Annotated in this window: 17 protein-coding genes; 9 read left to right on the plus strand and 8 right to left on the minus strand. The window is 43.9% G+C overall.

All coding sequences use genetic code 11. From position 1 onward, the window contains the following. Positions 1–47: 47 nt before the first annotated feature. The 5 genes from NL643_RS01230 to NL643_RS01250 form a co-directional block, all read right to left on the minus strand. Complete coding sequence (locus tag NL643_RS01230; RefSeq protein WP_005390676.1) at positions 48–725, minus strand: ABC transporter permease; 678 nt, start codon at positions 723–725, stop codon at positions 48–50. A gap of 3 nt (positions 726–728) precedes the next feature. Continuing rightward, entirely contained in the window at positions 729–1,469 is a 741-nt protein-coding gene (locus NL643_RS01235; RefSeq protein ID WP_006742137.1) for an ABC transporter permease, read from the minus strand. Between the two features lie 81 nt (positions 1,470–1,550). Beyond that, positions 1,551–2,321, minus strand: a complete 771-nt coding sequence (locus NL643_RS01240) for an ABC transporter substrate-binding protein (protein ID WP_012841998.1) — start codon at positions 2,319–2,321, stop codon at positions 1,551–1,553. Positions 2,322–2,403: 82 nt separating this feature from the next. Next, positions 2,404–3,174 (minus strand): ABC transporter ATP-binding protein, encoded by a 771-nt coding sequence (locus tag NL643_RS01245; RefSeq protein WP_005378438.1) that lies wholly within the window; start codon positions 3,172–3,174, stop codon positions 2,404–2,406. Between the two features lie 241 nt (positions 3,175–3,415). Then, positions 3,416–4,873, minus strand: a complete 1,458-nt coding sequence (locus NL643_RS01250) for a 54K polar flagellar sheath protein A (RefSeq protein ID WP_253643773.1) — start codon at positions 4,871–4,873, stop codon at positions 3,416–3,418. Between the two features lie 455 nt (positions 4,874–5,328). On the opposite strand from NL643_RS01250, the gene NL643_RS01255 reads away from it, so the two are divergent. The 9 genes from NL643_RS01255 to NL643_RS01295 all read left to right on the plus strand — a co-directional run bounded on the left by NL643_RS01255 (position 5,329) and on the right by NL643_RS01295 (position 18,308). Continuing rightward, positions 5,329–6,876, plus strand: a complete 1,548-nt coding sequence (locus NL643_RS01255; RefSeq protein WP_005390668.1) for a DUF3360 family protein — start codon at positions 5,329–5,331, stop codon at positions 6,874–6,876. A 305-nt stretch (positions 6,877–7,181) separates the two neighbouring features. Continuing rightward, positions 7,182–9,458, plus strand: a complete 2,277-nt coding sequence (pflB, locus tag NL643_RS01260; RefSeq protein WP_005390666.1) for a formate C-acetyltransferase — start codon at positions 7,182–7,184, stop codon at positions 9,456–9,458. 152 nt (positions 9,459–9,610) lie between these two features. After that, positions 9,611–10,588, plus strand: a complete 978-nt coding sequence (locus NL643_RS01265; protein ID WP_253643774.1) for a lipid A deacylase LpxR family protein — start codon at positions 9,611–9,613, stop codon at positions 10,586–10,588. Between the two features lie 211 nt (positions 10,589–10,799). Further along, the gene (gene pflA, locus NL643_RS01270) at positions 10,800–11,540 is read left to right on the plus strand and encodes a pyruvate formate lyase 1-activating protein (protein ID WP_005390663.1); all 741 of its coding nucleotides are present in this window, start codon (positions 10,800–10,802) and stop codon (positions 11,538–11,540) included. A 154-nt stretch (positions 11,541–11,694) separates the two neighbouring features. Continuing rightward, complete coding sequence (locus tag NL643_RS01275; protein WP_253643775.1) at positions 11,695–12,360, plus strand: energy-coupling factor ABC transporter permease; 666 nt, start codon at positions 11,695–11,697, stop codon at positions 12,358–12,360. 136 nt (positions 12,361–12,496) lie between these two features. Further along, positions 12,497–12,997, plus strand: coding sequence for a YfbU family protein (locus tag NL643_RS01280; protein WP_005390659.1), 501 nt, complete (start codon positions 12,497–12,499; stop codon positions 12,995–12,997). A gap of 486 nt (positions 12,998–13,483) precedes the next feature. Beyond that, entirely contained in the window at positions 13,484–15,418 is a 1,935-nt protein-coding gene (locus NL643_RS01285; RefSeq protein ID WP_253643776.1) for a PrkA family serine protein kinase, read from the plus strand. Positions 15,419–15,465: 47 nt separating this feature from the next. Next, complete coding sequence (locus NL643_RS01290) at positions 15,466–16,737, plus strand: YeaH/YhbH family protein (protein ID WP_005390656.1); 1,272 nt, start codon at positions 15,466–15,468, stop codon at positions 16,735–16,737. Between the two features lie 11 nt (positions 16,738–16,748). Then, the gene (locus NL643_RS01295) at positions 16,749–18,308 is read left to right on the plus strand and encodes a SpoVR family protein (RefSeq protein ID WP_006742146.1); all 1,560 of its coding nucleotides are present in this window, start codon (positions 16,749–16,751) and stop codon (positions 18,306–18,308) included. 77 nt (positions 18,309–18,385) lie between these two features. On the opposite strand, the gene kdsB is transcribed toward NL643_RS01295, so the two are convergent. From kdsB to lpxK, 3 genes are read right to left on the minus strand one after another with little or no spacing between them, the layout of a single operon-like run. Then, positions 18,386–19,141, minus strand: a complete 756-nt coding sequence (kdsB, locus tag NL643_RS01300) for a 3-deoxy-manno-octulosonate cytidylyltransferase (RefSeq protein WP_005390653.1) — start codon at positions 19,139–19,141, stop codon at positions 18,386–18,388. Beyond that, positions 19,141–19,320: a Trm112 family protein gene (locus NL643_RS01305; RefSeq protein WP_005390649.1), complete on the minus strand. Its 180-nt coding sequence runs from the start codon at positions 19,318–19,320 to the stop codon at positions 19,141–19,143. Before NL643_RS01305 ends, kdsB begins: the two co-directional genes overlap by 1 nt. After that, entirely contained in the window at positions 19,301–20,308 is a 1,008-nt protein-coding gene (gene lpxK / locus NL643_RS01310) for a tetraacyldisaccharide 4'-kinase (RefSeq protein ID WP_253643777.1), read from the minus strand. The genes NL643_RS01305 and lpxK overlap by 20 nt, the downstream gene beginning before the upstream one ends. Between the last annotated feature and the right edge of the window lies 1 nt (position 20,309).

The following is a 20,309-nucleotide window of genomic DNA, read 5'->3' on the forward strand; positions in this document are numbered from 1 at the left end:
TCAAAAAGCAATGGTACCCATTCCGATACCATTGCTGACATTAATTATTAACTTAAAGGACGTAGGTATGCCAAGAAGCGCTTCTCTGCCACTTTAAAGCACCACAAGATCATAAACGTCAGTGCCATGTAGAACAGCCCCGCCGTTAGGAAAGATTCAAATGGCGCATAGTAACGTGAGTTAACTAAGCGCGCAGCGCCAGTTAGATCCATAATGGTAACGATACCCGCGACCGCACTACCGTGCAGCATGAAAATCACTTCGTTTGAATAAGCTGGTAATGCTCGACGCAGTGCACTAGGCAAGATAATACGTCTGTATGTCATAAACTTACTCATCCCATACGCTTTGGCAGCTTCTACTTCACCTTTGGGCAAGCCATTAATCGCACCACGAATAATTTCTGCTGTATAAGCCGACGTATTAAGAATAAAAGCGACTAAAGCACAAAACCAGGCGTTTTCCCACAAGGTATCTTTCACAGGAAAGAACTGATCCATACCGTAATAAATCAAATACAACTGGACCAACAACGGTGTTCCACGGAAAAAGTAAATGAATCCCCAAGAAGGTAAGCTAAAGGCATAATTCGTACTATTACGTGCCACAGCTAATGGAATCGAGACACACAAACCGATAACCAACGCTAATCCTACCAGCCAAACTGTCGTCCAAAGTCCCTGAAGATAAGTTGGGAAGCTTTCAATAATCAAAGAAAAATCCATAACTTACCTCGCATGAATACTGAACTTACGCTCAACAAGCTTGAGTAGCCCGGTCGAAACGCTGGTAAAAAATAGAAAGATGAGCGCGACAGCCATGTAAAAGGTAAACGGCATTTTCGTCGTACCTGCCGCCAACGAGCTCATTCTCACCATGTCATCCAGGCCGATGATGGACACTAACGCTGTGGTCTTGAGTAACACTAACCAGTTATTACCAAATCCAGGTAATGCATGACGAATCATCTGAGGTAGTAAGATTCTTCTAAACGATAAGGCTGAGCTCATACCATAAGCTTTCGCCGCTTCTAGTTCACCTTTGTCCACCGCCATGATCGCTCCGCGAAAAGTCTCCGCCATGTAGGCACCAAAGATAAAACCAATCGTGAGTACACCTGCAATAAATGGGCTGACATCAATATAATCAGGTAAGTAAGACGTCCACTCATGGTTTGGATCACTCGAAGCAAACCACTCATTGAGCGTTTCGTTAATGGAGTACAGGCTATTGTTTAAAAGTATTTGTCCACCAAAGAAAATCAGCATCATCAGAACCAAATCTGGAATGCCGCGAATGACGGTGGTGTAAAGAGTGGCAATCGCCCTTGCCCATTTGTAAGGCGCTAGCTTAGCTAATGCGCCAAGCATACCTAAGATCACCGCAAGAAGGAGTGAAAGCACTGCAACTTCTATCGTTACTAAAGCCCCTTTTAAAATCGAAGCTTCGTATCCTTGTAAATCTAGCATAGGTGAGTTCCTAATCCCTAAACTCAAAAAATCGACCGTTGACTACTTCTAGGAACAAGCCAACGGTCGCTTAATTACGGTTTATTCACCGTACACATCGTAGTTAAAGTATTTACCAGCAATTTCTTGATAAACACCTTTCTCACGTAGAGAAATTATCGCCGCGTCCAATTTCTTCGTTAGATCTTTATCTTGTTTACGCACGGCAATACCAAAACCTTCACCGAACCACTTAGGATCGGTCAATGACGGACCAACAAACTCGTACGCGTCGCCGCCCGCTTTATTAAGCACACCTTCTTCTAGAGCAGAGGCGTCGCCCAATACAGCGGCAACACGACCATTGGCTAAATCTAGGTAAGCCTCATCAAAAGAACCGTAACGAACAATTTCTACTTTATCGCCATAGTTATCTGTCAGATATTTGTCGTGTGTTGTTGCACGTTGAACGGCGATTTTCTTGCCATCTAGGTTGTCAAAATCCAGATTCGCACCCTTCTTGGCAATAAATTTGTTTGGAATCAGTGCGTATTTGCCAGTGAAATCGACTTTCTTCTTACGCTCTTCAGTAATAGACATCGCAGCGATGATTGCGTCGTACTTACGCGCTAATAGAGAAGGAATGATGCCATCCCAATCTTGCGCGACAATCTTACATTTCACTTGCATTTCTTCACAAAGCGCGTTGGCCATGTCTACGTCGAAGCCTTTCAGCGAACCATCCGTTTCTGTCCAGCTAAACGGAGGGTAAGCACCCTCAATGCCGAAGCGAACTGTTTTCCATTCTTTCGCTTGAGCGACACCAGATACTGCCGTTGCAGCGATCGTTGCTGCTAATAACCACTTTTTCATTTCCATACTCCTGTGATTGCTATTTTATTTCGTTTTGTTTGTTGTGCTGGCTTAGGAGGCAATAGTCTGCCGCCTAAAAATATTAGTAAATGGATGAGATAAACTGCTGTAATCGTTCCGAATCCGGGTTTGTAAATAGCTTAGCTGGATTTCCCTGTTCTTCCACTAAGCCTTGATGCAAGAACATCACATGGTTTGATACGTCTCGCGCAAACGCCATTTCGTGCGTGACCACCAGCATGGTTCGTCCTTCATCTGCCAAATCTCTCATTACCCCTAATACTTCCCCAACTAGTTCTGGGTCAAGCGCAGAGGTTGGCTCGTCAAACAACATCACTTCAGGGTCAACTGCTAGCGCACGGGCAATAGCGGCACGTTGCTGCTGACCGCCAGATAAGTGCCCAGGATAATAGTCTTTACGCTCATATAGGCCTACTTTCTTAAGCAAGACTTCTGCGTTTTCAATCGCTTGGGCTTTTGGCACGCCTAGAACATGAACAGGGGCTTCAATCACGTTTTCTAGTACTGTCAGGTGTGACCATAAGTTGAAACCTTGGAACACCATCGCTAGACGTGAGCGAATACGTTGCACTTGCTTTTCATTAGCAGGAACGGATTCCCCTGCTCGGTTGTTCTTCATTTGGATTAATTCACCATTCACCCAAATTTCACCTGCGGTAGGCGTTTCTAGCAAGTTGATACATCTAAGAAAGGTACTCTTACCAGAACCGGAAGAGCCAATGATGGAGATGACATCTCCTTTGTGCGCGGCAAGAGAAATTCCCTTGAGAACTTCATTTTGTCCAAATGTTTTGTGCAGGTCTTTTATATCTAGCGCTGGTACATCATTCATGCGCTCTACTCCCTGTGTTTTTGTCACTGCAATTAAGGGACTCCGCCCTCTCTAATTCGGAACAAATTAGCACCACACCCTGAAACTTGCAACAAATTATTAACCTAAATAATTCGAATAGAAAGATACGATAGCCAAATTAATATGCAATATATAGCAACTTATTCTTCAAAAGCTGAATATTAAATATAAAAAAGCCCCTTTAGAAGGGGCTTAATAAATTTACAAAAGTGTTAAGACGCTACTTAACCAATACCATAAAATCAGATTTCTGAGCATTCGTATTGACCTTCTCAGAATCAACTTCACTGATCACAAGACCATCGTGATCCACTTTAAGATCGGTCACATCACCATGAGAGAAAAGAGAAACAAAGTCATAGCTATTTAGGTTTGCTTCAGCAGACTCCACGACAATAGATTGTGAGTAATCACTTGTAGAAGAAACTTTCAAATCTTGTTTCACACTGTCATCGAATGTGTAGTAGAACAACTCCGGAACAACGACATCACTCTCTAAAGTTGTAAATACCTTGTGTGTTACTCGGTGTAGTGTTCCAGAGTTAGACTCTGCACGATATGCAAGGCGGCTAAAGCCTTTATCTTGGTCAGTGAAAGCAAAACCAGTATCAATAGTTGAACCTCTCACCACATGCGACGCAGGCAGAGCATTTAGGTTGTAGTAAGCGCTTGGATCAATTGAGATATCCCAATTTGCGTCCTGATACATCTTTTGGTTCAGCGCTACCGTCCAACCATTGATAGGTTTTTCAGCTGCAACACTGTAAGTCCAAGTTTCCGTTTTTGGCTCAAGCGGGTGGTAGAACTTCGTCGTTGACATAGGTAGCTCTGCAACTTCGTAGTTGTAATCACCAACAAGTACACTGATGTCTAAAGTGTCATATTTGAAAGATGTTGGGTTCAAGATTGGAGAAGAACCATTCATGCCAACCAATGGCAATGGTGATTCACTCGACCAATCGCGAATACCATACTGGTGCAGTTCTGTTTTCGCTGCGTCTGCATATTGCAGCACGACTGTCGACTCCATCTTCGAACCAATTGCTCTTACATCTAAAGAATCAATAGAATAGGTAGGCTTAGACTCTTTCGCAATTTGAGATATGAAGTTGTACTCTAAGCCACCAGCCTCCGTTGCTTCATATTTAAGGTCAGTTCGGGTAGCCTTACGGAAGTTGCCATTTTTATTACAAGCAGACACCGCCTCTCGATTCATTGAGAACGTTGAGTTTCTAAGGTTATTGTCCTTTAAAAAGTCTCGACTGAAGCTGTTTGCCGTAAATACGGTTCCAGAAGCATCAAGCAACTGATAAGTAAAATAGCCGTCCTCAGGAATGTCTTCTAGAACAAATTTCAAAGTAGTGCCTGATGGGTAGATAAAGTCGCCTTGACGGACACCATTCTTGTCTGAATAGAAACCGACAACCTTACCTCCTGTTAGCTGTGCACTTACGGCTGGTTGATAGGTCAATACCTGCTCGATGCCATTGCCATCTACTCTACGGTCGTAAATAGTACAGCTGTCTTTTTGTGCATTTGTTTCACTAATGACATTTGGAGCTGCAAAAGTAAAAGTGAATGTAGTTCTTGGTGTGGAACTACCACCGCCACCGCCACCACAACCGACCATTAACCCTGAGATGATTGCCACTAGTGGCAGTACTTTAAGCTGTTTCATGTCTTTTTCCTAAACTGAGCGGCAATGATTAGCCAAAAAATCGTCTTTGCCCTGTAGAAAGCAAGAATAAAGCCAGCTTTATATAATCATCATGAATATTGATATTTACCCTGCATCCCAGAACGATAAGAGCAACAAATTCTAATTTTATGCAACTTGTGTAATGAAATTACACAAGATTTCACCATCTCATTCGCATGCCAGAAACTTTCTGTAGTTTTATTTCACAACCATTCTTAAAGTGATCTAAATCAATCACCCTAAATGGCTATCTTGCTAGACTCCTGCCAAAAGATGAGGATTTTTTTGTGCCTCAACACAATAAGTTATTAGCTATGCTTAGGCACAATGTCGACGTGTAACAAATCTAATAATAGCTAGCATAAGCGTGCCGCAGGATGCGGATTAACACAATTGAATGAAGAATTCATAACTTTTAAATATATGAGGAATCTATGTCAGACGCAGTTAACAAAACGCACTCTGATTCAGATATCGAGACCAAGAGCTACCGTGAGCTTCATCGTCCAGCATCTGAGTTCGCAAGCCGTTCAGACTACCTAGACCACGAACTACAAATTATGAAGCCGCGTCGTTTCGGCTTAAACTTGCCAGGTCGTGACTTCCGTTTTGAACTTGAAGATCTTGTTCCAGCACTTGCCGGTACGATTGGTATTATCGCGATGTACTCTGCGGTAATGATGTCTTGGGCTGAAGGCCTAACTGCCGCATGGGACCATGTTAACCTGGGCAAAGATTTCGCCATCGAAGTTGCCCGTGTAGAGATGCTCATCCCTGCACTTCTTTTCTGTGTACTTGCTTCTGGCTTTATTAACCCTAAAGCCAACCTAGCAGGTAACCACGGCCCAATGATCCCTCTTATTGGTACCATCGCGCTTGCTGGTGCTCACCCTCTTGCATTGGCAATTCTCATTGGTGTGTTTGGTTTAATTCTGAGCCTGTTAAAAGGTGGTTCAAAACTGGTTAACCTCACATCTGAAGGTACGGCTGGTGGCCTTCTCATCTTCTTGGGTTTAACCGGAACGATGAGCCAAATTAATTCCATTCAAGCTTGGGCTGTTGGTTTGCAATCCGACACAGTTGCCGCAGGTAGCATGGGTTACATCGGTCTAATCGTTCTTGCGGTTACTATTGGCCTATACGCGTTCCTTGCTAAAGTGAACAAACGCTGGCTAGCAATCCCTGTTTGTGCCTTCACTGGCCTTGCAATCGCACTTGTTCTTGGCGCAGGCTTCGATATTAAATTCGTAACCGAGACGGGTCTTCCAAACCTAAACCCAATCTACTGGTGGGGTTCAACAGAAGAAGGTTGGATGCTTGGTCTTCCTAATATGGAACACTTCATTGCTTCTCTACCATTCGCAATTCTTGCTGTAGCAATGTGGTCTCCTGACTTCTTGGGTCACCGCATCTTCCAAGAAATGAACTACCCACGTAAGAGTGAAAAAGTACTGATGGACGTTGATGACACAATGACAATGTGTTCTGTGCGCCAAATGGTCGGTACCGCTGTCGGTGGTGGTAACATCACATCATCTTGGGGGACTTACATGATCCCAGCAGCAATCGCGAAGCGCCCTATTCCTGGCGGTGCAATCTTACTAGGTTCTCTATGTATTATTGTTGCAATCCTTGGTTTCCCTATGGATGTTGCTGTATGGCCACCAGTTATGCGCGTTGCTCTTCTCGTTGGTGTCTCTCTACCACTACTTGAAGCAGGCATGCAGATGGTGAAAGACTCAAAAGATTCACAAGCAGCAGGCATCTGTATCTTTGGTTCAGCAGTCGTTAACCCTGTTCTAGCTTGGGCACTAACTATGCTTTTAGATAACAACGGCTTAATTGGTGATAAAGAGCGCGCGTCTCGCTTGTCGTTTGTAGACAAGATTGTGATCCCAGTAAGCGTACTTATTATCTGTTTAGTTGCTATGCTTGCAGTTGGTATGCTTGAAGGCCAATATGGCATCCAAGCTTGGCTGTAAAGCTGACAGTTCAGAAAATGTGTGGGTAGCGCTAGTCGCTACCCCATTTTTATCGAGATTTTTGAGGATTTATTGATTTAGTTTAAGGTTTGCAAAAAAATTTTAGTTTAACCTCTAACTGTTGCTTAAAAAGAGAAACGTTAAAACTAGTGACAATATTTATAGTTTTGTAACTCGAACATTTAAATTTAAGACTATAAATATTGTTATTCATAAGAGTGTACTGTTCCCCTCTTTAACTTGGGGATAGCTGGCTCAACGGCGAAGCAGTACGTATTTTTTTCTACTAAAAAGGTAGGTATGTCATGGCAGAGCAATTTGCTAAAGCTTGGGAAGGTTTTGCTGCAGGCGACTGGCAAAACGAAGTAAACGTTCGTGATTTCATTCAGAAGAACTACACTCCGTACGAAGGCGACGAATCTTTCCTAGTTTCTGAAGGTACTGAAGCGACTAACAAGCTTTGGGCTAAGGTAATGGAAGGCATCAAACAAGAGAACGCGACTCACGCTCCTGTTGATTTTGATACTTCAGTTATCTCTACCATCACTGCTCACGATGCAGGCTACATCGAAAAAGACCTAGAAACTATCGTAGGTCTTCAAACTGACGCTCCTCTAAAACGTGCGATCATCCCTAACGGTGGTATCCGTATGGTTGAAGGTTCATGCAAAGCCTACAACCGCGAGCTTGACCCACAAGTTAAGAAAATCTACACAGAATACCGTAAAACTCACAACCAAGGCGTTTTCGACATCTACACTCCACAAATCATGGCGTGTCGTAAGTCTGGCGTATTGACTGGTCTTCCTGATGCATACGGTCGTGGTCGTATCATCGGTGACTACCGTCGTGTTGCTCTATACGGTATTGATTTCCTAATGAAGGATAAATTCGCACAGTTCTCTTCTCTACAAGAGCGTTTCGAGAACGGCGAAGACCTACAAATGACAATGCAGCTTCGTGAAGAGATCGCAGAGCAACACCGTGCTCTAGGTCAAATCAAAGAAATGGCTGCAAAATACGGTTGTGACATTTCTCGTCCTGCTGAAACTGCACAAGAAGCTATCCAGTGGACTTACTTCGGTTACCTAGCTGCTGTTAAATCTCAAAACGGCGCGGCAATGTCTCTAGGCCGTACTTCTACGTTCCTAGACATCTTCATCGAGCGCGATATCGCTGCTGGCCGCATCACAGAAGAACAAGCTCAGGAAATGATCGACCACTTCGTAATGAAACTACGTATGGTTCGTTTCCTACGTACTCCTGAGTACGATGATCTATTCTCTGGCGACCCTATCTGGGCAACTGAGTCTATGGGTGGTATGGGTCTTGACGGTCGTACGCTAGTTACTCGTACAAACTTCCGTTTCCTAAACTCACTATACACAATGGGTCCTTCTCCAGAGCCAAACATCACTGTTCTTTGGTCTGAGCAACTACCTGAAGGCTTCAAGAAGTTCTGTGCGAAAGTGTCTATCGATACTTCTTCAATCCAGTACGAAAACGACGACCTAATGCGTCCAGACATGAACTCTGACGACTACGCAATCGCATGTTGTGTATCTCCAATGGTTGTTGGTAAGCAAATGCAGTTCTTTGGTGCTCGTGCTAACCTTGCGAAAACTATGCTTTACACCATCAACGGTGGTGTGGATGAGAAGCTAAAAATCCAAGTTGGTCCACAAATGCCGAAGATCGAAGGCGATGTACTGAACTACGATGAGTTGTGGGAGAAAATGGACCACTTCATGGATTGGCTAGCGAAGCAGTACGTGACTGCACTAAACGCTATCCACTTCATGCACGACAAGTACAGCTACGAAGCGGCACTAATGGCTCTACATGACCGTGACGTTAAACGTACTATGGCTTGTGGTATTGCTGGTCTATCTGTTGCGGCTGACTCTCTTTCTGCAATCAAATACGCAAAAGTTAAGCCAATCCGTGACGAAGACGGTCTAGCAATCGACTTCGAAATCGAAGGTGATTACCCTAAATTTGGTAACAACGACCCACGCGTTGATGATATCGCATGTGAACTTGTTTCTGTATTTATGGGCAAAATCCGTAAGCTTAAGACTTACCGTGATGCAATCCCTACTCAGTCAATTCTTACTATCACTTCAAACGTGGTTTACGGTAAGAAAACTGGTAACACACCTGACGGTCGCCGTGCTGGCGCTCCATTTGCTCCAGGTGCTAACCCAATGCACGGTCGCGATGAAAAAGGTGCCGTAGCATCACTAACTTCAGTTGCAAAACTGCCGTTTGCTGACGCACAAGATGGTATCTCTTACACATTCTCTATCGTACCTAATGCACTAGGTAAAGATGAGGGTTCACAACGCGCTAACCTTGCTGGCCTGATGGATGGTTACTTCCACCACGAAGCGGGTATCGAAGGTGGTCAACACCTAAACGTGAACGTTCTTAACCGCGAAACTCTAGAAGACGCCGTTAAGCACCCAGAGAAATACCCTCAGCTAACAATCCGTGTATCTGGTTACGCTGTTCGCTTTAACTCTCTAACTGCAGAGCAACAAGCTGACGTAATCGCACGTACATTCACAGAGTCTCTATAAGACTTTAATGAAATAACGTTTTAGTGATACAACAAAGGCTGATGCTTCTAAGCATCAGCCTTTTTTTATTTCTTGAATGAAAGTTGTGATATTACGAAAGATTTTGCCCACATTCTTACGTATGATGCGAAAAAAGTTAGTAAATAAAGTATATGAAACTCAGTAAATTAATTGTTCTTACTCTTCTTTCTCCAGTTGCGATGGCATCCACTAAGTCTACGGTCTCTTTTACACTCGACAATGATGGTATTTTCGGCGTCGACCAAGACTACACAAATGGTATTTTTCTTTCCTACGCAACAGGCCAACTGAAACAAGAAAGCCAATGGAAATGGCTGAGTCTGGCAGACTCAGTACACCCCAATATCGATAAAATAGAGTTGGTTCTTGGCCACAAAATGTGGACTCCAAGCGACATTGAAGCGGATTATCCACTGATCAATGATCGCCCATATGCGGGTTATCTACATACTGAGATCAACTATCTTTCTTTGACTGATGATAAGGCCGTCCGCTACAACTTCACCATCGGTGCAACAGGTGAAAGTTCGCTTTCAGAAAAAGCGCAAGAAATCGTTCACGGCATAACAGGCTCGACTGACCCACAAGGTTGGGATTACCAGATCGACGATAAAGTGGCGTTTAGCCTTGGCTACCGCGTATTTAATAAATTGATGCGCAGCGAAGAACAAAAAACGCAATGGGAAATCACCAACATTAACGACATCAATGCAGGTAACTTCCGTAGTGATGTCTCTCAAGGCGTCATGTTTCGTTGGGGTACAAACCTAGCAAGCAGCATCGGAGCCGCCAATATTAGTGTTGAGAGCCCGTTCTCAGCGAGTATGCTCGCACAGGATACTTCAAGCTGGTTCTTATTTACGGGGTTTGAAGGTCGTTACCGTTTCAATGACATGACCATCGAAGGCGATCGCCCTGGTATTCCTGAGCCATCCGCGCCATACGACGTCACACTGCAAAATTGGCAAGCAAGCGCCGTAGCGGGTGCAACTTGGTATAACCAAAATTACGGTGCAAGCCTAACCTTTACGATAAAAACGCCAGATTATGAAGAATCCCAAACTGATGTTTATGGGACAGGCTCCTTCTCTGTGTTCGCCTTTTTTTAAAAGCTGACTTATCCCTGTATCCACACCAATCTAAATACAAGGCAAGTTCTCTCGTTTGGTATTAACCAACCCTGTGATCAAGCATTTATTTAGATTGGTCTATCTATTTTCTTTCTTCACATAACCTTGCCTTTAGTACCGACAAAGCTGTTTTAACCCTGCTTTTTGTAATAAAATAACAGCTAGAATTTACTAGTAATGAGAGCAAAAGATGTCAACAACTGGTCGTATTCACTCATTTGAGTCATGTGGTACCGTAGACGGACCTGGTATTCGTTTTATCGTCTTCTTGCAAGGTTGTTTGATGCGCTGTAAGTATTGCCACAATCGCGATACATGGGATACGCATGATGGCAAAGAAGTTACGGTTGAAGAGATCATTTCCGAAGCGAAAAGTTACCGCCACTTCATGAATGCATCAGGTGGTGGCGTTACTTGTTCTGGCGGCGAAGCGATGCTTCAACCTGAATTTGTACGGGACTTTTTCCGCGCAGCTAAAGCAGAAGGTATTCATACGTGTCTAGATACGAACGGTTATGTTCGTAAACACACTGATGTTATTGATGAAGTACTGGATGCAACAGACTTAGTAATGCTTGATATCAAGCACATGAAAGATGAAGTGCACCAAGATCTCATCGGCGTATCGAACCGACGTACATTGGACTTTGCTCGTTACTTGCAAAAAATCGGAAAGAAAACTTGGATTCGCTATGTAGTCGTGCCTGGTTACACAGATGACCCTGAAGCAGCACACATGCTTGGTGAGTTTATTAAAGATATGGATAACATCGAAAAGGTCGAGTTACTTCCTTATCACAAATTGGGTGCCCATAAATGGGAAGCATTGGGCTTAGAATACCCACTCGAAGGGGTAAACCCTCCACCGAAAGAAACTATGGACGAGATTCAATCCATTCTTGCGCAGTACAACGATAACGTAAAATACTAAGTGAACAGCAAGACTAACCTCTTTAAAATACCAGCATATTGCTGGTATTTTTTTAACTATACCTAAGTACCTTCAATGAATCTCTATGAGTTGATTTAGGTATAAAAAGAACAATAGAAATGATTGCGTCATGATCGCATAGGAAGGAAGTAACATGGATTGGTTTAACTTGGGCTCTCTGGTTGTCATACTTTGGATAGTGCTCGCCTACTGTCTACCAGATTGGAAAAAAGTAGTTTGGCCCAAGCTTGAAAAGGAAAAAGAATTTCAGCACCTCGTTTTTGCAACACTCTTTTTTTTCAGCATCCTATGGGCAACTCAAGCAGGCGTAAAAGAAGGACTACAGATTCATTTTCTCGCGCTAACAACGCTGACGATGATGTATGGTTGGCGTATGGCCTTTCTAATCAGTATCCCCGCAATGCTGGTCAACCACCTGCTACATGATGTGTCGTTGTTGCAGTTACCCACGTCTTTAGTATTGTCTGCCCTGCTTCCTATCTTCATTAGTTACCTCGTCTTTCTTTTGAGTTATCACTACTTGCCAAGAAACATTTTTGTGTTCATCTTCGTTGCAGGTTTTTTCAACGGCGCGATAACAGGAAGCCTGCATCTGCTGATTAACTCCTTTTACCATTTATCGGTTGGTCATTACGATTGGGAAACCATTCAACATAACTACTTTATTTTTGTACCGTTGCTTGCCTTCCCTGAGGGCCTATTAAATGGTATGTCACTGGCGGTTTTAACCGTATTCAAGCCAGAGTGGCTAAGAGTATTTTCAGACCGAGACTACATATACAATCATTACCATAAATAAGTGTTTTTAAACTGGTCAAAAGTGACAGTTCTTGCCATTTTTTAGTATTAAATATGTGTTGAGATCATGTTTCACTCATGTCTTAAGCGTTAACCTAAGCACATTAAAAATGTATTAGATATCTAGTGAGGTCATCATGGAAATGTCAAACGCTCAACGTTTGATTCTATCAAACCAATACAACCTTATGTCTCAACTTGATCCAAGTAATGCGGCCAAATACAAACGCTTACAAACGATCGTTGAACGTGGCTATGAGCTACAAATGCGTGAGTTGAATAAAGATTTCGGCTGTCTGTCAGAAGCGGAGTGTCGTGAGATCATCGACGTTATGGAGATGTATCACGCGATGCAAGAATCTTACAACATGCTCGATACCGAAGATCGTAACAAAGTGGATCAGCGCCGCTTGCAGTTCCTTGGGTTTGATATTGCTTCGGAGGCCCAACAAGTCCATTACGTACGCTTCCTTATTGATTCTGAAGGTCTGTACCCTCAATTTGATAAAGCAGACCATCACTTTAACAGCCAAATGCCAATGCTGGATAAATACCGTCGTATGCTACAAACTTGGCGCAACTGCCCTCGTCAGTACCATTTATGCGAAAACGAGCTTGCACAAATCTTCAGCGCATAAAATATTCGTCTACGAAAAGGAAAGCGCTCGCTTTCCTTTTTTATTTGCCCTGTCACAACCTTACCGCTGCTTTTTCACCTTCTTACGCTTCCCTTGTGCGATGTAGAGCAATGAATCACTGAGACCCTTCTGTCTTTGCCAAATATCTGATTTCTATTGCACCTATTCACGACATAAATTCATCTTCAGTGAAAGAGTGATTCAAATGTCACTTTTGCAATAAATTCATAATTGTTAAGCAAAATTGCAAATCCCCGACTAGGCTTAAGTAGAGAAAGGCTGTGATTGAAAGATTCATACCCACCGCTCACCGTTGTAATGAAAAAACTGTCCATAAAGCAAAGTCTTTGGTGTCGCCAATCTTACATTCTGTACGAACCAAATGTGATAACAGGACGTATATTCAAACAACAAGGAGCATAACAATAGGTGGGAAAGCCTGAATCAACGTTCGTCGGTAGACTGACTATTAAAGGGGAAAGCGACATGAGTATTTTCGACCACTATCAATCAAGATATGAAGCTGCAAAAGATGAAGAGATGTCGTTACAGGAGTTTCTAGCCCTGTGTAAGGATGACAAAAGCGCTTATGCTAATGCAGCAGAACGCCTACTGATGGCGATCGGTGAACCAGAGATAATCGATACGGCAAAAGACCCGAGATTGAGCCGCATCTTCTCGAATCGTGTTATCTCTCGTTATGAAACCTTTAAAGATTTTTATGGTATGGAAGATGCCATAGAGCAAATTGTGTCTTACCTAAAACACGCGGCGCAAGGTTTAGAGGAACGTAAGCAGATCCTTTACCTACTCGGTCCTGTCGGCGGTGGTAAGTCCTCACTTGCTGAAAAACTTAAGGCTTTGATGGAACAGATGCCTATCTATGTTCTTACTGCTAATGGCGAACGTAGCCCAGTGAATGACCATCCATTCTGTCTATTCAAAGCCACGGAAGACGGCGATATTTTGAAAAAAGAATATGGCATCGAGCAACGTTATCTTCGCTCGATTATGTCGCCATGGGCAGCTAAGCGCCTTCATGAATTTGGCGGCGATATCACTAAATTTAAGGTAGTGAAAGTTCGCCCTTCAATTCTCGATCAGATCGGTATTTCTAAAACAGAACCTGGGGATGAAAACAACCAAGATATTTCATCACTGGTTGGTAAAGTCGATATCCGCAAACTCGAACATTATTCGCAAGACGACCCAGATGCCTACAGCTACTCCGGTGCGCTGTGTAAAGCAAACCAAGGTTTAATGGAATTCGTTGAGATGTTCAAAGCGCCGATCAAAGTACTTCACCCACTATTGACGGCAACGCAAGAAGGTAACTTCAACGGTACTGAAGGTCTATCTGCGATTCCATTCGACGGTATGATTCTGGCTCACTCGAACGAATCTGAGTGGCAGACTTTCCGTAACAACAAAAATAACGAAGCCTTCCTCGACCGTGTGTACATTGTAAAAGTACCTTACTGTCTCCGCGTATCCGAAGAAGTGAAAATCTACCAAAAACTGCTTGAAAACAGTGAGCTGTCTCAGGCCCCTTGCTCTCCAAGCACGCTCGAAACTCTAGCGCAATTCAGTATTCTTTCACGCCTGAAAGAACCTGAAAACTCATCCATTTTCTCAAAAATGCGCGTCTACGATGGTGAAACGCTAAAAGACACCGATCCGAAAGCGAAAAGCTATCAAGAGTATCGTGATTATGCGGGTGTCGATGAAGGCATGAATGGTCTCTCTACACGTTTCGCCTTTAAGATTTTGTCGCGCGTATTTAACTTCGACCAAACCGAGGTGGCAGCCAACCCTGTACACCTGTTCTATGTGATTGAACAACAGGTTGAACGTGAACAGTTCCCTGCTGAAACGGCAGAGAAATATCTCGAGTTCTTGAAAGGCTACCTAGTGCCTCGCTACGTTGAATTTATTGGTAAAGAGATTCAGACCGCTTATCTCGAGTCTTACTCTGAATACGGTCAGAACATCTTCGACCGCTATGTCACCTACGCAGACTTCTGGATTCAAGACCAAGAGTACCGAGATCCAGAAACTGGTCAGCTATTTGATCGCTCTTCACTGAATGCTGAACTAGAGAAGATCGAAAAAACAGCTGGCATTTCTAACCCGAAAGATTTCCGAAACGAAATCGTTAACTTTGTGCTTCGTGCGAAAGCGAATAACAATGGTCAAAACCCGGTTTGGACCAGCTACGAAAAACTGCGCACAGTAATCGAGAAGAAAATGTTCTCCAATACCGAAGAGCTACTTCCGGTTATCTCATTTAATGCGAAAACCTCTTCTGAAGATCAGAAGAAGCATGACGACTTTGTCGCTCGCATGATGGAAAAAGGCTATACCGAGAAACAGGTTCGCCTACTTTCTGAGTGGTACCTACGAGTACGTAAGTCATCCTAACCCAGTATTGAGTTAGGTCGCTTGTGAAACATGAAGAGGGCTATTTCATGGCGCAATTTATAGACCGAAGGCTCAATGGCAAGAACAAGAGCGCTGTTAATCGACAGCGCTTCTTGAAGCGCCACAAAGAGCAAATAAAAGAGTCGGTAGCAGACGCAGTGAATCGACGCTCGATTACGAATACGGAAACGGGCGAAGACGTCTCTATCCCTCACAAAGACATCAATGAGCCGATCTTTCATCAAGGCAAAGGTGGTGTTCGCGAACGAGTTCATCCCGGCAATGACCAGTTCATTACTGGTGATAAAATTGAGCGTCCTAAAGGTGGCGGTCAAGGTAGTGGCTCGGGAGAAGGCAATGCCAGTCCAGATGGAGAAGGCCAAGACGAATTTGTATTCCAAATATCAAAAGATGAGTACCTCGATATTTTGTTCGAAGATCTCGAGCTGCCTAATCTAGAAAAAAACCAAATTGCCAAAATTACTGAATGGAAAACGCACCGCGCAGGCTTTCAAACTGCTGGTATCCCTTCAAACATTGCGGTAGTACGTTCGCTGCAACAATCTCTTGCACGACGTACGGCAATGACCGCGGGTAAGAAACGTCTTCTCAAAGAGCTAGAAGATGAACTTGCTCGCATCAAAAACATTGAACCCGCTCAGCAGTTTGAAGAGAACCGCTTGAAGGCTGAAATTGAAGAGCTGCGTAAGAAAATTGAGGGGGTTCCATTTATTGACACCTTCGACTTACGCTTTAAAAACTATGAAAAACGCCCTGTACCATCTAGTCAAGCTGTGATGTTTTGTTTGATGGACGTATCGGGCTCGATGGATCAAGCAACAAAAGACATCGCAAAACGTTTTTACGTTCTGTTATACCTGTTCTTAACTCGTACTTACGAGAATGTAGACGTTGTCTTCATTCGCCACCACACCCAAGCGAAAGAAGTGGACGAACACGAGTTCTTCTACTCACAAGAGACCGGGGGCACTATTGTATCCAGCGCATTGAAACTGATGGACGAAATCGTAAAAGAGCGCTATCCAATTGGACAATGGAACATTTATGCTGCGCAAGCATCCGATGGTGATAACTGGGCAGATGACTCGCCAAGATGCCGCGATCTATTAGTGAACAAACTACTGCCAAACTGTCAGTACTACTCCTACATAGAGATCACACGGCGCTCGCACCAAACTCTATGGCATGAGTACGAAAAGCTCACCGATGAATTTCCGAACTTCGCAATGAAAAACATTCGCTCTGTGGAGGATATTTTCCCAGTCTTCCGTGAACTATTCCAAAAAGAAACGGCGTAAGGAGGCTAGCGATGAGTACCGCAACGAAAAACCTCTCAGGAGAGGCGCCTAAGAAGCGTAATAGTAAAATGCTGCCAGATGGACCGGATTGGACATTTGAGCTGTTGGAACGCTACCACAAAGAGATTAAGCGTGTCGCACAACACTATCGCCTAGACACTTACCCTAACCAGATAGAAGTGATTACTTCCGAGCAAATGATGGATGCCTACTCAAGTATTGGTATGCCCATCAATTACAACCACTGGTCGTTTGGTAAGAAGTTCATCCAAACGGAGCAGAACTATAAGCATGGTCAAATGGGGTTAGCCTACGAGATTGTCATTAACTCCAATCCGTGTATCGCCTATTTGATGGAAGAAAATACCGTGACAATGCAAGCGCTAGTGATTGCTCACGCTTGTTACGGGCACAACTCTTTCTTCAAAGGTAATTATCTGTTCCAAACTTGGACGGACGCTAGTTCCATCATCGATTATTTGCTGTTTGCCAAAAAGTATTTAGCTGAATGTGAGGAGCGATATGGGGTACAGGAAGTGGAAAAACTGCTCGACTCCTGCCACGCCTTAATGAACTTTGGTGTGGATCGTTACAAGCGACCAGAGAAAATCTCCATTACCGAAGAGAAAGCGCGACAAGAAGAACGCGAGGCATACTTACAGTCTCAAGTGAATGAATTGTGGCGCACAGTACCAAGAGCCAAAACCAAAGAGGAAGATCTTAAAGAGCGTTTCCCAAGCGAGCCTCAGGAAAACTTGCTCTACTTTTTCGAAAAGCATGCCCCGCTACTAGAGCCGTGGCAACGTGAAGTCGTGCGGATTGTACGCAAAATCAGTCAGTATTTTTATCCGCAAAAACAAACGCAGGTCATGAACGAAGGCTGGGCAACATTCTGGCATTACACCATTCTCAATCATCTTTACGATGAGGGTTTGGTATCCGAAAAGTTCATTCTAGAGTTCTTACATAGCCATACCAGTGTGGTAGCTCAACCGCCTTATAATAGCCCTTACTTTAATGGTATTAATCCATACGCCTTGGGCTTTGCAATGTTCCGAGATATTAAACGTATCTGTGAAGAACCAACTGATGAGGACAAGGAGTGGTTTCCGGATTTGGCAGGAACAGATTGGTTAGATGCGGTACATTTCGCGATGCATAATTTCAAAGATGAAAGCTTCATTAGCCAATACCTTTCTCCGAAATTAATGCGTGATTTCAAGCTGTTTGCGATCAACGATGATGACCACAAAAACTTTATTGAAGTCGCCGCGATACACGATGAGATGGGTTATAAACGCATTAGAGAAACCTTAGCCGCTCAGTACAACTTATCTAATCTTGAGCCAAACATTCAGGTATTTAATGTCGATGTTCGTGGTGATCGCTCACTCACGTTGCAATACGTACCTCATAACCGAATCCCGCTTGATGACAGTTATGAAGAAGTTCTGAAACACGTGTACCGATTGTGGGGATTTGATGTCATTCTGCAAGAAGTAAAAGACACAGGTCACCGAGAAGTCTTAGCGACCTGCCCTAAACGGAACCAATATGACACAAACATCTAACTAATACTTGGATATAAGCAACAAAAAGGCTCCTAATTCAGGAGCCTTTCTCGTTCTTAATTCAATGTGACCTTTAGTTATGCTTGCTTCGCCACAATAGCGCGCACCGCCTCTAGATCTTCTGGCGTATCAACGCCGGCTGCTGGCGCTTCTTTCGCTACCGCTACATGAATTTTTTCACCGTACCAAAGCACTCGTAGTTGCTCAAGGCACTCGATCTGCTCCAATGCGCTCGGAGCCCAGTTTACATACGTATTAATAAAACCAGCTCGATAAGCATAAATACCAATATGACGCATTAATGGGTTGGCAATGATTTTGTCTTGTTTGGCAAAGTTATCGCGATCCCAAGGGATAGTTGCTCGGCTAAAGTACATCGCATAGCCTTGCTCATTAGCCACAACTTTAACTGCATTCGGATTGAACACTTCTTCTTCCGAGTCTATTTCTACGGCTAATGTCGCCATCGGAGCATCACATCCCGATAAGTTATCAGCAACCTGACGAATGATAGACGGTGGAATCAAAGGCTCGTCCCCTTGCACATTAACAATAATGTGGTCTGCAGGAATAGCCATCTTTTCAACAACTTCAGCAAGGCGTTCAGTACCTGACTCGTGATTGGGAGAGGTCATACAGACTTTACCACCAAACGACGAGACAGCATCAGCAACACGCTCGTCATCAGTTGCCACGATAACATCTTCCGCACCCGCTTGTAGCGCTTGCTCGTAAACCCACTGAACCATTGGCTTACCGCCAATATCCGCCAACGGTTTACCAGGCAAACGGCTCGATGCGTAACGCGAAGGAATGACAACCGTAAAAGACATTAGCGTCCCTCATCCATACTCATAGTACGAGCCTCAGGCTCCAGCAGAACGGGAATACCCTCTTTGATCGGGTAAGCGAGGCGATCCAATTTGCAGATCAACTCTTGATTCTCTTTATCGTACGTCAGCTTACCTTTGCAAACAGGGCAAGCTACAATCTCAAGCAGACGGTGATCCATAAGCCGCTTTAACCTCTTTTATTCTCTTTAAAATTTGCTCTGCATCGTTTGGTTCAAACTGGGCAGATACAGGCAGATACCACCAATTATCTTGCGCATAATGGCTGCACTTGACGGCATCTTTCTCGGTCATAATCACATTGGCTCCTTGTTGAGCCAATGCTTCTAATTCTTGTTGGTCAAAGTCTTGATGGTCAGCAAAACCTTTTGTGACTTTAACATCTGCGTTCATCGAGTTTAATGTATGAAAAAATCGTGGTGGATGCCCAATCCCTGCAAATGCCACTAGCTCTTTTAATTCAGAAACGTCCACAAGTTGCTTAGTCTTGAGGTTAATGGCTTTAGATGGCGCTAAAGTCATTGCGATTTCGCCCGTATGTGCTTGACCGCCATTGGTGATGATAAAGTCGACTTCAGCAAGACGCTCGACCCCTTCACGAAGTGGGCCAAGCGGAATGAGGCTTTCATTCCCAAATCGGCGATTCCCATCCACAATCACTAACTCAATATCACGGCCTAACGCATAATGCTGTAACCCATCGTCCGTAATAATGATATCTACACCTGACTCTAACAGTGCTTTCACAGCATTTGAACGCACCGGGTCTACCGCAACAGGCGCTCCTGTGCGGCGATGAATCAACTTAGGCTCATCACCACAATGTTTCGCAGGCGTATCTTCTTTTAGCACTAACGGATAGGCAGGAGCTTTTGCTCCATAGCCACGAGAAACGACCCCTGGCTTAAGCCCAAGCTGTTGCAGTTGCTCAACAAGCCAAACCACAACTGGTGTTTTGCCATTACCACCAGCTGTGATATTGCCGACAACAATAACAGGGATAGGCGCGTTGTAGGCTTGCTTACGGCCTGTTTGATATTGCTTTCGCTTAGACTTACTTATTGCTCCAAATAATACACTCAGTGGCCACAAAAGCGGCCACAAGAGGTATTTTATTGGATGGTTTTCAAACCAGATTTTTTCAACCACC

The organism is Vibrio sp. Y42_MX_L11, assembly GCF_024181785.1.
Lineage (GTDB): Bacteria > Pseudomonadota > Gammaproteobacteria > Enterobacterales > Vibrionaceae > Vibrio > Vibrio diabolicus.